This window comes from Mesorhizobium sp. WSM4810 (genome assembly GCF_055811235.1).
Genome location: NZ_JBVVQV010000007.1, coordinates 44962 through 59899, shown reverse-complemented (window position 1 = coordinate 59899; position 14938 = coordinate 44962). Strand labels below are relative to the sequence as shown.

The window sequence follows — 14938 nt, the reverse complement described above, 5'->3', positions numbered from 1 at the left end:
GCACGTCGCGCCAGCGTCGTGGGTGCACGAAGGAGCGTGTTATCGCAATGTCAGTGTGATAAACTTGTTCCCCGCCGAAGGAGGGCCGATGGCCGTGAGGGGCCAAATGAATATTGCAGTTTGGCTCAAGAGCTTGGGCCTGGAGCAATATGTTCCGGTTTTCGATGACAACGCAATCGATGCCGAAATCCTGCCCCGCCTCACCGCCGAAGACCTGAAAGAAATTGGGGTTGGCGCGCTTGGCCATCGCAAGCGAATACTTGAGGCGATTGCCGCGATGGAAGGCCAGCCGGAGGTAGTGTCGGCCAAGCCGGCTTCTGCCTCACCAGTTCCGATGTCGGCTTCGGTTGAGCGGTTCGGCGAACCCGGTCGCCCCCGGGAGGCGGAACGGCGGCAACTGACGGTCATGTTTGTGGATCTCGTCGGTTCTACGGCGCTCGCGACGAGGCTTGACCCCGAGGAGATGCGCGACCTCCTGAGGCAGTTCCAGAATACCACGGCTGGCGAAGTCCTTCGCTTCCAGGGGCACGTCGCGAAGCTCATGGGCGACGGGGCGTTGGCCTATTTCGGTTGGCCGCAGGCGCATGAAGACGAAGCCGAACGCGCCGTCCGTGCCGCGCTCGCGGTAGTGAGCGCTGTCAGCGGTCTGTCCGTCAAGGGCGGTCAGCAACTCTCAGTCCGTGTCGGGATCGCGACCGGGGTGGTGGTCGTAGGTGACCTCATTAGCATCGGCTCAGCGCAGGAGAACGCGGTCGTGGGAGAGACTCCCAATCTTGCCGCGCGGCTCCAGGCCATCGCCGAGCCGGGAACGGTAGTCATCTCTGAGCTCACCTATCGACTTATCGGAAACCTGTTCGAGGTGACCAGCATTCCGCCGCAGAAGCTGGCAGGGTTCGACACGCCCGTCAGCGCATTCAAAGTGATTGGAGAGGGCCGCGCAGAGAGTCGGTTCGAAGCACTTCATGCAGACGAATCTGCGCCGCTTGCCGGGCGCGAACACGATGTCGCCTTGCTGCTCGACCGGTGGCGGCTCGCGGCGTCCGGTGAAGGACAAGTCGTCGAGCTGTTCGGCGAGGCTGGCATTGGCAAGTCCCGTATTCTGCAAGAGCTGCGGGAGCACTTGAAAGACGAGGCACACACGCGACTGCGGTACTACTGCTCCCCCTATCACGTAGAAACCGCCCTTTATCCTGTTACGGATCAGTTACTCCGAGCCGGGGACATAAGGCGGACCGACCCGCCCGACCGTCAGCTTGACTGTCTCGAGCAGCTTCTTGCCGATTCGACCAAGTATCCAAACGAGGCAATACCGCTGATCGCCGCATTGCTGTCCATCCCGACTGAGGGGCGCTATCCCAAGGTCGATCTTATGGCGCAAAAACAGAAGACGCGCACGTTCGAGTTGCTGATCGAGCAACAAGAGGCTCTTGCCCGCAGCCAACCAGTGCTGATGCTGCTTGAGGACGCGCATTTTTTAGATACGACCTCGGCCGAGCTGTTCGACCAAATCGCAAGCCGGATTCGGCAACTGCCTGTACTGCTGATTGCAACTTCGCGTCCGGAAGGCGCAGTCCGCTGGAGTGGTCTCCCGCACGCGACATTTTTGACGCTCAATCGGCTCAGCCGCGCCCAGGCGGCCTCTATCATTGCAGCGATGACAGGGGGCAAGCAGTTGCCGACCGAAGTGCTGGACCAGATTCTGTCCAAGACCGAGGGCGTTCCGCTGTTTGTCGAAGAACTGACCAAGGTCGTCCTTGAATCAGGCCTGCTTCAAATGCGCGATGGAGAGCTGGTTCTGGCTGGCCCGCTACCTCCGCTGGCGGTTCCAGCGACGCTCCACGACTCGCTGATGGCCCGCCTCGACCGTTTGGATTCTATCAGGGACGTGGCGCAGGTCGGAGCAGTGATCGGGCGCGAATTCACGCACGAGCTGCTTGCCGCAGCCACGGGCCTTCCTGAATTGGAACTTGAGCGCGCAACGAACCAGCTGGTCACGTCGGGCCTTGTTTTCCGCCGTGGCAGTGACACTCAAGCGAGCTATGCCTTCAAACATGCACTCGTGCAGGATGCGGCGTACAGCAGTCTGCTGCACAGCCGCCGTCAGCAGCTGCATGCTCGGATTGCCTTGATTCTCGAGGAGCGCTTCCCCGAAATCGTAGCCACGGAGCCCGAACTGCTTGCCCACCACTTTGGTCAGGCGGGCCTTTTGGAAAAGGCTGTCGAGTACAATGAACTGGCCGGTCGCCGAGCGCTTTCGCGCTCGGTCCTGACGGAGGCGCTCGCCCGATTCGACAACGCGTTAAGCGGGCTTTCGGCGATGCCCCCGTCCGAGGAACGTTCGCGCAGAGAACTTTCAATCCGGCTGGCGCTCGGCAGCACGCATGTTGCGGCACATGGCTTCGCCGCACCTCCAACGGCGGAGGCCTACGGTCGGGCGCGCGAACTTTGTGAAGAGCTGGGCGAGACGCGTCAGCTCTTTCCGGTGCTTTACGGCCTGTGCCTTTACCACCTCTATGCTGCCGAATTGGCGGAAGCACGTGGCGCAGCAGACCGCCTGCTTGAATTGGCGGAAGCCAACAATGATACCGGGCTCGCCTTCTTTGCTCATCGGGCCGCCGGCGTCAGCGCGTTGCCTGCCGGCGAGTTCTCCCGCGCCCGGATACATCTGGAGGAGGCGCTTGCCCTTTACGATCCCCGAGCGCACAGATCGCCGGCGTTTGTTTACGCCTTCGATCCGCACGTCGTGTGCCTGGACTATCTCGCCCGCACATTACTGCCGCTTGGGTTTGCCGATCAGGCTCTGGCGGCCAACGACGAGGCGGTTGCGGAAGCGCATCGTGTGGGTCATCGCAACAGCCTGGCTCTGCCACTATTCTTCGGCGGCGTCATCCGCCAGATCATTGGCGATCACCAAGGCGTCCAGGAGCGGTGCGCAGAATTAACCCGCGTTGCCAGCGAAGCCGGATTTCGCTTGTGGCTTTCCGGCGCCACAATCTTAAGCGCTTGGACAAACGCCGAGGCAGGTGATTTTGATCGTGGCCGCCTCGAACTCCAACGAGGTATTACCGAGTGGCGCGCGACCGGCGCAGAATTCATGGTTCCTTATTTCATTGCCCTTCAGGCGCAAATCGAGGTCAGAGCCGGCGATCATGGTGCTGCACGCCTTCTGCTCGAAGCCGCGCAAGCAGGGATTGAGCGCACCAAAGAGCGTTGGTTTGCGGCCGAGATACTGCGTCTGCAGGGGGAGGTACTGCTGCAACTTGGGGAGGACAAAACCGGAGGTTCGAGGAATCGCCTCCTGGACGCACTGGCGACGGCCCGGGCTCAGGGAGCGCGTTTCTGGGAACTGCGTGCTGCACTGAGCCTCGTGCGAGCCAACTGTCCCGCGCCTGGCGCGCGCGAGCAGCTCGCACTGATTTATTCCGGGTTTACTGAGGGCCTGACATTGCCTGACCTGCAAGCCGCACAGACGCTCGCAACAACGAATGAAGGCCTTCGGGCCGCGAATTGATTGAGAAGGCGATAAACAAGGAGGACGCCATGACACAATCGACTGAGAGTATCAGCGACGAAATTCAGCGAGCAAACGATCACTGGAATTCGGCCTTCAACAGCGGCAATGCTGACGCAGTAGCTGCACTCTATACACAGGACGCGGTCGTGTTGCCATCCACTCACGCAGTCGTCAGGGGAACGAGCGCAATCAAAGACTTCTGGAATGGATTGATCTCGGCCGGAGTGAAGGATCATCGCATCGAGATGATCGATGCGCAGGCTGTCGGCGACATTGCCTATGCAACAGGGAAATGGTCGGCCAACGCTTTTGACGAAGGCGGTAAAACGCAGCGCTATGAGGGAACTATCGTCACGATCTTCAGGCGCCAGGGCGATGGATCCTGGAGAGCCTGCCTCCACACTTGGAACTGAGGCTGCGCCGTCGCGCATCCGGACCGTCGCGGTTTTGCGGCCTGACGGCCGCAGCCGGTTTTTGTCCCCTTTCGGTGACGCCCGCCTCCGCACTTCACTTCGACGGCCGAAGGTGCGTTTTCCAGGCAGGTGCACGAAAGGGCCCGGCAGCGGGGACCACCGCTCCCTGCCGCAAACTGACACAGCAGGCCGCTCCGACCACGATCTTCCGAGCCGTCAATTGACAGATGCTTGATGTTCGTCGCTTTGCTATCTGTTCAGGTCGCTTCGAGAACCATGTTGAGCGGAGTCTGCGCGGCCCTGCGGACCTTGGTGAAGCCGCCGGAGCGGATGACTTCGGTCAATCGTTTCTCGCCCGCCTGGGCGCCGAGTGCGAGCCCAGCCTCCTGCGCCAGCGAGGTTGGCACACAGATCATCGTGGAGGCGGAATAGTACATCCTGCCGATCGGGTTGATATTGTCCTCCAGCGTATCGCCGGCCATCGGTTCGACCACCATCCACGTGCCTCCCTTGTTAAGCGCTTTGCGGATGTGCACAGCGGCGGTCTTCGGATCGCCCATGTCGTGCAGGCAGTCGAAGCAGGTGATCAGGTCGAAGTCGCGGCCGGCGAAGTCCTGCGCCCGGCCGACCTCAAAGCTCACATTCGCTATCGCATGTGCCATTGCGTGCGCGGTCGCGGTGGCAATCGAAGCGGAGTGGAAGTCGTATCCGGTGAAACGAGACCTGGGAAACGCCTGCGCCATCAGGATGGTCGACAGACCGTGCCCGCATCCCACATCGGCTACATCAGCTCCGGCCTTCAGCTTGTCGGCAACGCCATCGAGGGCCGGGATCCACTCCTGCACCAGCGCATTCACATAGCCCGGTCGGAACAGCCGCGCTACGGCACAGAACATGCAGCCGGCGTGGTCGCCCCAGGCGACACCCCTGCCAGTCTTGAAGGCCGCCTGCACCTTCGGCTGGTTCTCGACCATCGCGGCGGCGGTGTCGAAAGCGCCGATCATGTTGACAGGACTGTTCGGTTCCGCGAACACGAACGCCTGCTCAGGTGTCAGCCAGAAACTTCCGCGCTCGTGCTGGACGTAGCCGGAGGCCGCCTGCGCCGCGAGCCATTCGCTGACATAGCGGGGGAAGCAATCTGCCGCAGCGGCGAGTTCTTCGGCCGTAGCGGGCCCGATCCGGTTCAAGGTTTCGTACAGCCCAAGGGAATCGCCGATCCGCACCAGCGGCACGCTGACAGCGCCGCCGAGGTCTCCAAGCACGCGCCCGACCAGTTCATTCAGCTTCGTTTCGTCAACCTGTGTCATGTCGATTTCTCCTCGCCTCCAGCAGCATCCAGCGCTGGTCAGTTCGAGGATGCGGCCAAGTTTGCCTGCTGGCATGAGGCAACTGTCCCTCACGGCAGCCGAAATCCGGCATTCGTCGAGGGACATCTGTCCCGCACCGGCACACGTGAGACGATCTAGCGGGACAGCGACTTGACGATCGCCTGTGAGCGGCTGCGCACGCCCAGCTTGCTGAAGATCACCGACAACTGGTTGCGGACCGTCTTTGTGCTCTTGCCGAGCCGCTCGGCGATTGAACGGTTGTCCAGCCCCTCCACGACGAGGTTCAGTATCATAGTTTCGGCGGGCGTCAGGCCGGCATCGCGGACGGCGCCAGGTTGCGCGGCCCGATCCTGCCCGAGGAACCTGCCGAGTTCAGAGTAGAAAACAGGCCAGGCAGGTTCGTCCGGCAAGAGCACGTGGTTCTTGCTTTCCAGCGGAACGAAGCGGGCGCCAGGAATCGTGGCAGCCAGCCTGCAGCCTTCGTCGAATGGAACACGCATATCGCCACGGCTGTGTGCTATCAAGGTTGGGACCCGCAGAGCGGCGGCAAGGTCCATCACGTCGATCCCCTGCATCTGCCATAGCAGTTGCGCGGCAACCTCGGCTGTCGCCGTCTCCCGCTCCAGATCACCCCACCAGCGGTGCTGCTCCGGCGTCCCGTCCGGAATGAAGAGGTTCGTGAAGAACTGGCAGAACGCAGGGTTGTCACGTCCCCAGCCGATACGGATGAAATTGACCAGTGTCTCGGCCTCCAGACGATCGGTGTCGGTTTGGGCGCGAGCCCGCGCGCCCAGACCGTACGCGTTCACGAGCACCAGATGCGAGACGCGCTCGGGATGCTTCACGGCGTAGGCAATGGCCAGCGCACCGCCTTGCGACAGGCCGAGCAGGACAAAGCGCGGCTCCTTGATTGATGCGGCCACGGCCTCCAGGTCCGAGTGCCACGCGTCGACGGACAGGTCTGCGACGTGCCGCTCCGACATCCCACATCCGCGCGGATCGTAGCGCACGAAACAATTGCGCGCCGACAGTTGGCTGAGCCACGGCCGCCACACTGGACTTTCAAGATCATAGTCGACATGGCTTAGCCAATGCGCTGCCCGCAAGATAACCGGCCCCTCGCCGCATGACGCCATAGCGATGCGGGTGCCGTCTGCAGAGGTACAGAACCGTATGCTTTGACTAAGCTTCACGGCGCCATGATAGCGCGACGCAAGGTCACGCGACAGGCCGGCGTCTGGTGTGGTCGATTGACTGCGCACCGGCCAATCGTGGAACGCGTCCGCTTTGCGCCGCATGTCTGCCCTTGAGGCGATCTTTGCGATGCCGGATAGCAGACGCTGCCGGCGACCACCTTGGACATCTTATTGCGCCAGGGCAGATATTTCCGATCGCGGGGCAGGCGGCCCCGGATGAGTCGCTACTTCGGCATTGGGAGGAGACTTCTGAAGTCCGATCCCTCTCCGCCCCAGATCGGTATTGATGTACCGACACCGGGCAGTCATACTTACGGGGTAAGTCACGAGAAACGAGCCACAATGCGTCTGCTGCCAAATCTGCTCTCCCGTTTTGTAAAAAACGGGCGCCTGACTGTCATATTCGAGGACGGTTTCAGGCAAGCCTTCGGCAGTGGACAGGATGGGCCCGACGTGACGATCCGCCTAACCGACAAAGCGGTCGAACGCGAGATCTTCTTCAATCCGGAACTGAAGGCGGCCGAAGCCTACATGGATGGCCGCTTGGTGATCGAGAACGGTGGCAAAGCATTTGACCTCTTGTCACTTTTTTCTGTCAACCGCACTGGGTTGGCAGCCCACCCCGTTCAGAAGGCGTTGCGGAAAGTCTGGCGTGCGTTGCGCCGACGCCAGCAGAACAACAAGCTGGGTCTCGCCGCAAAAAACGTTCAGCATCACTACGACATCCCGACGAAATTTTATGAGCTATGGCTCGACGAGACAATGACCTATTCGTGCGCCTATTATACGGCACCGGACAACAATCTGCTGCAAGCGCAGATGGACAAGCATCGCCACATTGCCGCGAAGCTCAAGCTAGAGCCGGGCATGCATGTGATGGAAATCGGCTCAGGCTGGGGCACTCTCGCCATCTATCTCGCCAAGTATTGCGACGTGAAGGTCACGGCGATCAACGTTTCGACGGAGCAATTGGCGGCGTCTCGGCTTCGAGCGATCGAGGCCGGGGTCGCTCATCAGATCGATTTTCGCGAGGTCGACTATCGCGAGGTCAGCGGACAGTTCGACCGTGTTGTCTCGATCGGAATGATGGAGCACGTGGGCGTCGTTCATTTCGACAGCTATTTCACAATCATCAGTAGATTGTTGAAGGAGGGCGGCTTCGCATTGGTTCATGCGATCGGACGCATGTCACCGCCTGGTACGACGGCGCCGTTCATCCGCAAGTATATCTTTCCAGGTGGGTATGTGCCGGCTTTGTCAGAGGTGTTTGCCTCGTTGGAGCGCACGGGGATCTGGTGCGCCGACTGCGAAAATTTGCGGCTGCACTATTACTGGACGATCCACGATTGGCGTCTCGGTTATGAGGCCAGGCGCGAGGAGGCAGTCGCCATGATGGGCGAACGCTTCTGCCGTATGTGGGATTTCTATCTGGCGTCGGCCGAACTCGGCTTCCTAAACGGTTCAAATTTTGTCTTCCAGATTCTGATCTCGGCTCGCCGTGACGATGTCCCAATCATCCGCGATTATATTGTCGAAGAAGAGCGACGCCTACTGAGCTCGATGCAGACGAATGCGTAGTTTCGCTATCTACACCGTGGGCCCGGTCCGCTGGTTAGCTCGCCCTGCAGGACTCGGATGACATCATCCCGCCGTCAATCTTCGTCCGACGGAAGCGCCAGTGCAACCAATCGACAAGTCCGAAGATCAAAGCGGTCGGCCACGAATGACAGCTTTGCACCTAACTCCGGCCGTTGAGCAATCTCTCGCCAGTGCACAAAAGCTGCCGGTCCGCTCAGATCGCCGCTCCTCCGTGATTGGGAGGTGTCCGCCCACTCGTTCGCCCCGAAAGGAGCGCTGCGTTCCCGTGAACGCTCCACATCCGCTTTCTCAGTCCTTTTTCTTATGACTTCGATAAGCCTGGCGAGGTTGTCGGCTCCGTGACCTTCTCTTATGGCGTCTTCTGTCAGGCGCGGCCTGGCGCTAGGAGTTACGGGTACGCGTTCGTCCCGACATGAATTCGGGCTAGGCGTTCTTGCCAAAAGACGTGATGTGAAGCCGGCGACTATCCGTCGGCTCTACCAACCACATCGCTTCGCCAATAGACGGGCCCGGCTTTCAAAGCGGTCATTGTGTTGCCGGCCAGTTGAATTGGCCTGCGATAGGCGACAAAGCCCGGATGCGCTGTATCACCCCGACTGCATTGACTTCCCGCTCAAAGAACGCTCTTTTCAGGGCCATAAGCTTTGGCGAGACGGACCATGCCTTTCGTTCGAAGGCGTTGGTACCAATAGAATAGTATCATCAAGCCGGTTGTTGTGCCGGCACCAAGGCACAGTGCAGGCGCCAACGCTGATCCGACATATAGTGCTAGAAGGGTCACGCCCGCCGCCGCGACAATGGCATTTACGAAAGCGATCATCGTCGCGGCTGTGGTCAGATGCGCCAGGAGCGGCCCGGCACGCAGCGACGGTTCGGCGTCGTTTTCTGGCCAACGGCCGAACTCTTCGGAAAACTGAAAAGCGGCATCCTCCCCCAGCGTTCGGTAGTAGGCCCTGATCCGGGCGATGCCGATATGGGCCTGCATGTTCTCGGCGGCTATATCGATCAACCTTAAGACGGTGAAGCTACCCAGCAAAAAGAGCGATGGCAGCACGGCTAGGAGAAACGGCTGAAGGAATTCAGGCGACTGCGCGACAAAGCCCGTCGCCACTAGAGCGCTCGATAGAGACATGATGTAGATGGTCGTTCGCGACGCCATTTCGCTGATAGTTGCGCTGATCGCCGATTGCTGCACGAAATGCTCTGTCGTGAGGGCCGCGAGAAGCGCGGTGTGGGGTGTTGTCGTGTCGGCCATTTTATATCTCCTGTGGTGAGCATGCCGCCGCTGGCGCATCCTGAGCGACAGAGCCGTCGACACAGGCTGCATTCGCCTACGCGATTGTGCAGATGTTCAAAGAGTGTTCATCAACTTGGCAATTCCGTTTAAATGGCGCCGGAATTCGGCTTGCCCGATGCCTGTATAACGCCGGAAATCGCGGCTCGCATGGGCTTGATCGAAATAGCCTTGCATGGCGGCCAATTGCGCCAGTCCGCCGGCGGGCGCGTCGGCCAGCAGAGCCCCAACTAGTCGATAATAGCGCATGACGCCCGCGTATCGTTTTGGTGAAAGGCCCACGAGGTTCCGGAACAGTCGATAGAGCGAAGAATAGGACAGCCCCAGCGCGGCCGCGGCAGTAACAACGCCCTGGTTTGGATCGTCATCTATGAGGCGCACGGCTTCCGCAAGATTTTGAATCTGCTGGTGGGCATTGCTCACCCGTCCGGATAGGGCAATGTCGCAACTACGCTCGGTCCCAAACAGTCGCGCCAATTTGGTTAAGGTCCTGGATGGGGTTTAGGTTAGACGTTCGTCCTCGGCAAGATAGTCACAATTCGGTCACTCGCCGCCAAATTGCCGAATGTCCGGACACGGCGGACTGAAGCAACGCAGAATTTTCCACTTTGAGGCGAAGTAATTCTCAACTATGGTCCGCCAAGCTTTTGGTATGGGGGGGAATATTGCCGATGGTTTTATCACGCAGGGGTGTCGTGCTCGGCGGCCTGGCGCTGGTCGCGGTGGGTGCAACCAGCAATATTGCTCAAGCCGCGGCGGCAAAATCCTTTTTCGCCGGTACCGCCAGCGACAACAATTTTGTCTATCGCAAGACCAACTTCGCCAAGATCGACAAGAGATGGCATCGCCAGATCGTCAAGTATTTCAGCAGCGAGCCGGTCGGCACCGTCGTGGTCGATACCCGCCACCACTTCCTCTACGTCATCATGGAAAACAAGACCGCCATCCGCTACGGCGTCGGCGTCGGCAAGGACGGCTTCAAATGGTACGGCCGCGCGACGATCGACCGCCGCGCGCTGTGGCCGCAATGGGTCCCGCCCCCCGAAATGCGTAAGCGCAAGCCGGACCTACCGCACATGGTCGCAGGCGGCGCGTCCAACAATCCGCTCGGGCCGCGCGCGCTCTATCTGCACCGCAACGGCGCCGACACCGGCTACCGCCTGCATGGCACGCTAGAGCCATGGAGCATCGGCACCGACGCTTCCAGCGGCTGCATCCGCATGTTCCCGGAAGACATCATCGACCTCTACCAGCGCTGCCCGATCGGCACCGCGGTGCAGGTCCTGCCGCACATCGCCGACCAGGCGCCCGCTTCCACCCCTGTCGAATGACTGGCGCCTCATGAACCGCATGATTGAAAACACGCGCCGGCTGCTCGCCGCCGGCCTGCTGGTGCTGGCCGCATCCTGCTCGACCAGCAACACGCTGGCCCCTTCCACGCCCGACATCACCAACACCGAGGTTGCCGGCTTCCAGAACGTGCAGCCGGGCAGCGAGGAGGATTTTATCCTCAATGTCGGCCGCCGCACCTATTTCACGCAAGGTTCGGCCGCGCTCGATTCTGTCGCCAAGGCCACCCTCGACACCCAGATCGCCTGGTTAGCAAAGCATCCGCGCTGGCTGCTCAAGCTGCAGGGTTTCGCCGACGATCCCGGCGCAAGTGAAACGGCGCTGTCGCAGCAGCGCGCCGATGCGGTGATGGACTACCTCGCCGCCGGCGGCATAGGCCGCAACCGCATGTGGGCCAAGGGCTACGGCAAGGACAGGCTCGTCCGCGACTGCCCCGACACCGCCTGCAGGTCGCAGAACCGCCGCGTTGTGTCTAATTTGCGCGATGAGAGGGACGAGCCGTAGGGGGCCGCTGTTCTGCTTGTGACCCGAAGCAGAGTCTCACACGCGACGGCGGCAGGGCTGCTTTGCGCCTCATGTCGGCCGTAAAGATCAGCTTTGCGGCTTCCTGAAAGTAGACAGTGCTGGAGGTCGCGGTTGCGCCATTGCCAAGCACCGAGCGAGCTAATGAGACGCCGGGCCGTCCTCGAGCGGACGCTCACTCTTTCAGCCGTGTATAGAGGCCGCGTGTGGCCAACGTCTCTTGCTGTCCGGGACGCGTGAAATAGAGCTCAAAGACATGGCGATCGTTGTTCTCGATTTTGATTACTGTGCGCATGCCGATCGACTTGCCGACCGTGTCTTCGCCAGCCACACCCTGGTCGGTGAAGGCCCCGGACATGCTGATGGGCCTTTGATTTCCGGATCCAGGGATGCCTTCGTAGTACATCATGGTTGTGTTGACAGGATCGATCGTAATCCACTCGTATCGGTCGTCCATGATACTATAGCCGAGCCAGCCTTTGCGCCAGATTGGCGCTCCATCCAGCGTCCCCTCCATCGTGTCTTCGATGTAACGGCCGCCTGCCAACCACTGCCGACGGCTAATGAGGTCGTCCGTCACGAGCGGCGGCTGATCGGGGCTGCGGCCGAGCGTGCCGTAGAAGCTCAACTGGACCCGCCAGGTGCCAACTAGTGGCGCCAGAACCTCATGCGCCTGACCCGGCAAGCCGCGACTAAGCCATTTGGGTAACTCGGACTGCGTCGGGGGCGCGGCCGCGGCCGAGCCATCTTGAGCCAATGCGCCGGAAGGAACGGGGAGGGCGAACGCAACGACAATTAGGGCAACGTGTAGTGCCTCAATGATTCTTCTCATCTGCGGTCCATTGTTTATTGGAAATTGCTGTAACGCGCTTGGTTGAGGGTCACCGTTGTGAACTTTCCGCGTGAACCGGATCGATACTGATCTCTTAACCCTTGAGGCTCTATCTGTTAGATCATTCGATGCTGACCAGCGTTTCACCTCCTGAAACTTCTAGAATAGCGCCGGTCACGAAATCATTAGTCATCAGGAAAAGTGCGGCCTTGCCGATATCGTCGATTTTTCCAACGCGACCTGCTGGGAAGCTCTCGCGCACCAGCGCGAAAAACGCCTCCCGCTTGGTTTGCGGCATGCCGGCCCACATTTCGCTGTCTATGACGCCTGGACGGATTGTGTTGACGCGGATCGGACCGAGTTCGAGCGCAAGGGCTCGTCTCAGCGCCTCCAGACCAGCGAACGCGACCATCATCATCGAAGCGCCCATGCGAGGCTTGGTCACCAAGCCTCCAGTAGTGAATGTGATCGAACCGCCTTTCCGCATCTTGGGCGCCGCGTGCCGCGCGCAAGACCAACTGCCCAGGAGCTTGCCATACAGAACGGGCTGCGCGTCGGCCAGCGTTTGGGAGAGGAAGGTTCCTCCAGGATTTGGTGGAGTTGCGGTGATGAGAAGGTGGTCGAGCGCCCCCAGCGTTTCGAATACTTGCTCGACCGCCGCATCGTCGGTCATGTCCAGCGACTGGAAGGTGATTGAACCGTGGGCGCTTTGTTCTGCAGCCAATTTCGCCGGTGGCCGCCGCCCGAGCGCGATGACCTCGGCGCCTGCGCGCGAGGCCGCAAGAGCCGCCCCCATGCCCATGCCGCTTGTCCCGCCAACGATCACGACTCGCTGATTCAGAAGAGACTGCTCGTCACCGGTCATCGCGGATCTCTGCCGCTGGCATATGGGCTCAGCATCTCAAGCCACTGCGTCTCCATGTCGCCCGGTTCGAGCTCACCACCATCTACGACGAACCTCTGGACATAGGCTTCGCTGAAGTGGCTCTTGACTGCATCGACACTGCGCCAGACTTCGTAGATGACGATGAGATCGGGGTCGGATCGATCACGATGGATGTGGAATTGTAGACAGCCCGTTTCTGATCTCGTCGCTTCGAGATCCTCAAGCATCCGGGTAACGAGCGCTTCGCCTTGACCAAGAGCGGCGCGATGCTTGGCGATAATGCAATAGGGCGTGTGTTCGCCAGTGGCTGGTGGGGGAAGATCAGGCAACACCAACGCCATATGAGTCTCCTTCTGGTAGCGGCCTAGGAGGTATTGTCATGCGTTCATGGCGCATGCGAAATCCCGGCTATTGCTCCTTCGATAATCCGCCGCGATGCAGTCGCTGCTTTGACTCGCGAATCGGTCGAAGTGGTTACGGCATTTGAGAATTTGCAGATCCTGGCGCGGCGCCGCTATGGCAGAAACGCTTGAATGTCTGACCGTTTGTCGCACTGATTACATTAGCCGTGGATCGCATCAGGCGATATGCAGGACCGATCCCGTCTCTGTTTTGCTCACCCGCGCCCGGAATCTCGGACCGCGCCTGGCGAGACGCCTATGAAGCGTTTGAATGCCCTGCTGAAGGATGCATCGGACTCATATCCCAACTCAGACGCGACCTGTGACAGCGACATATATCCGTTCCGCAACCAGGATTCGGCCAGCCTAAGCCTCCATTGCAGGAGATAGCGGGCGGGAGATACCGACAACAGACCCTTGAATCGCTGCGAAAACCTCGATCGCGACAGCCCAGACAATGCAGCCAGGCGATCGACTGGCCAGTCTTCGCCGGGGGAGCGATGGATTCTTGCAAGCGCAGACCCGATTTGCGGATCCCGCACGGCCGCCAGCCAACCAGTCAGATTGTCGGAACACGTCTCGACCCAGGATCTGATTACTTGCGTCATGACAATATCAGCAAGGCGCGCCATTACCGTTGCCGATCCGATTCTTTGCCCATCAGCCTCCCGCGCCATCATAGAAAGGAGGTTTGGCAGGACAGTATCGCTGTGCTCTGCATAGCGGATATGCATCACCGGAGGCAGCAGTTCCAGGAGCGGATTTGCCGTCGGCCCCTCAAAGCCGATCGTACAGCATGCGATCAGCGATCGCGGACCGCCGCCGCCAGACTTCAATTCGTAGGTTCCATTCCCGATCAACGCCGGTTTGATATCGTCCAGTGGCAAGGCTCTCCCTTTGGGCCGGTCGGACATGGTGTGCTCTGTTCCGTGGGGAAGAAGAAGCACATCGCCACATTCCAGCAGCAGCGGTGGCAAGCTCTTGGCTTGTATCCAGCACTGACCCTCGAGCATCGCATGAAATCGTACGCCCTCCCTGAACGGCACAGCGATGCCCCAGGGCGCCGTTAATTCGCTGCGGCCATATCTCGCATGGGCAAGGCGCAGGTCGCGCAGCACCTCGCTCAACAAATCATTCTCGGCCGGCTGGTAGCCCATCGTTGCACGTCCAAGACCGGGCCGATTCATGGATCTAAGCGGATCGTCCATATGCATTCCTTTGCCTCGAACCTTTGCATACTTTATCCATCCCGTTATCTCTTGGTGGGCAGAATATGCTACGGATCGATCCTCTAGGTCCTAAATCTAATAGGTCTGCATGATGGCGGCTGCGCGACTACCGAATTTTCTCGGCTCGCGCGTTCCCATACCGAGGCGACGGCGCAATGTCGGTGTTTGGCAGACTACGTCGTGTGGCTGATCTGCTCGACGATAGAGTTCCAATCAATGTCCGGCTCTTTCGTGCGATATGGGAAGTCCGCAACGGAACATCAGCGCAGGTTGTCGCGAATGTCGGCTATCTGATAGCAAAAGATGGGGGATTCCTGCGCCGAGCTGTATGTCTGCTCACCTACATATCAAACTACAAGCTGCCGGTCCGCCCT

13 protein-coding genes are annotated in these 14938 nt (G+C 60.1%); 5 read left to right on the top strand and 8 right to left on the bottom strand.

Annotated features, from left to right (window positions below; translation table 11 throughout):
• The first annotated feature begins 106 nt into the window (after window positions 1-106).
• A complete protein-coding gene (locus tag AC0L3O_RS12825) occupies window positions 107-3511 on the top strand; it encodes an adenylate/guanylate cyclase domain-containing protein (RefSeq protein WP_473615751.1) in 3405 nt (1134 codons plus the stop codon).
• Window positions 3512-3540: 29 nt separating this feature from the next.
• A complete protein-coding gene (locus AC0L3O_RS12820; RefSeq protein WP_473615750.1) occupies window positions 3541-3927 on the top strand; it encodes a YybH family protein in 387 nt (128 codons plus the stop codon).
• A gap of 257 nt (window positions 3928-4184) precedes the next feature.
• Here the strand turns inward: AC0L3O_RS12820 and AC0L3O_RS12815 are convergent, their stop codons facing one another.
• Both AC0L3O_RS12815 and AC0L3O_RS12810 read right to left on the bottom strand, forming a co-directional pair.
• The gene (locus AC0L3O_RS12815) at window positions 4185-5234 is read right to left on the bottom strand and encodes a class I SAM-dependent methyltransferase (RefSeq protein WP_473615749.1); all 1050 of its coding nucleotides are present in this window, start codon (window positions 5232-5234) and stop codon (window positions 4185-4187) included.
• A gap of 155 nt (window positions 5235-5389) precedes the next feature.
• Window positions 5390-6448 carry an alpha/beta fold hydrolase gene (locus AC0L3O_RS12810; protein WP_473615841.1) on the bottom strand — a complete coding sequence of 353 codons (1059 nt, stop codon included), beginning with the start codon at window positions 6446-6448 and terminating at the stop codon, window positions 5390-5392.
• A gap of 345 nt (window positions 6449-6793) precedes the next feature.
• On the opposite strand from AC0L3O_RS12810, the gene AC0L3O_RS12805 reads away from it, so the two are divergent.
• Window positions 6794-8029 carry a class I SAM-dependent methyltransferase gene (locus AC0L3O_RS12805; protein WP_473615840.1) on the top strand — a complete coding sequence of 412 codons (1236 nt, stop codon included), beginning with the start codon at window positions 6794-6796 and terminating at the stop codon, window positions 8027-8029.
• A gap of 634 nt (window positions 8030-8663) precedes the next feature.
• On the opposite strand, the gene AC0L3O_RS12800 is transcribed toward AC0L3O_RS12805, so the two are convergent.
• Window positions 8664-9305: a hypothetical protein gene (locus AC0L3O_RS12800; RefSeq protein ID WP_473615748.1), complete on the bottom strand. Its 642-nt coding sequence runs from the start codon at window positions 9303-9305 to the stop codon at window positions 8664-8666.
• Between the two features lie 96 nt (window positions 9306-9401).
• A complete protein-coding gene (locus AC0L3O_RS12795; RefSeq protein ID WP_473615747.1) occupies window positions 9402-9821 on the bottom strand; it encodes a helix-turn-helix domain-containing protein in 420 nt (139 codons plus the stop codon).
• Between the two features lie 194 nt (window positions 9822-10015).
• Here AC0L3O_RS12795 and AC0L3O_RS12790 point away from each other — a divergent pair, with 194 nt between their 5' ends.
• Together AC0L3O_RS12790 and AC0L3O_RS12785 are read left to right on the top strand one after the other, a co-directional pair.
• Window positions 10016-10675 carry a L,D-transpeptidase gene (locus tag AC0L3O_RS12790; RefSeq protein ID WP_027155109.1) on the top strand — a complete coding sequence of 220 codons (660 nt, stop codon included), beginning with the start codon at window positions 10016-10018 and terminating at the stop codon, window positions 10673-10675.
• 10 nt (window positions 10676-10685) lie between these two features.
• The gene (locus tag AC0L3O_RS12785) at window positions 10686-11198 is read left to right on the top strand and encodes an OmpA family protein (RefSeq protein ID WP_128169603.1); all 513 of its coding nucleotides are present in this window, start codon (window positions 10686-10688) and stop codon (window positions 11196-11198) included.
• Window positions 11199-11391: 193 nt separating this feature from the next.
• Here AC0L3O_RS12785 and AC0L3O_RS12780 read toward each other — a convergent pair whose 3' ends face one another.
• The 4 genes from AC0L3O_RS12780 to AC0L3O_RS12765 form a co-directional block, all read right to left on the bottom strand.
• Window positions 11392-12048, bottom strand: coding sequence for a DUF1579 family protein (locus AC0L3O_RS12780; RefSeq protein WP_473615745.1), 657 nt, complete (start codon window positions 12046-12048; stop codon window positions 11392-11394).
• Window positions 12049-12169: 121 nt separating this feature from the next.
• Window positions 12170-12913, bottom strand: coding sequence for an SDR family oxidoreductase (locus tag AC0L3O_RS12775; RefSeq protein WP_473615744.1), 744 nt, complete (start codon window positions 12911-12913; stop codon window positions 12170-12172).
• Window positions 12910-13275 carry a putative quinol monooxygenase gene (locus tag AC0L3O_RS12770; protein WP_128169600.1) on the bottom strand — a complete coding sequence of 122 codons (366 nt, stop codon included), beginning with the start codon at window positions 13273-13275 and terminating at the stop codon, window positions 12910-12912. The genes AC0L3O_RS12775 and AC0L3O_RS12770 overlap by 4 nt, the downstream gene beginning before the upstream one ends.
• A 275-nt stretch (window positions 13276-13550) precedes the next feature.
• Entirely contained in the window at window positions 13551-14543 is a 993-nt protein-coding gene (locus tag AC0L3O_RS12765; RefSeq protein WP_287260269.1) for an AraC family transcriptional regulator, read from the bottom strand.
• Window positions 14544-14938: the final 395 nt, after the last annotated feature.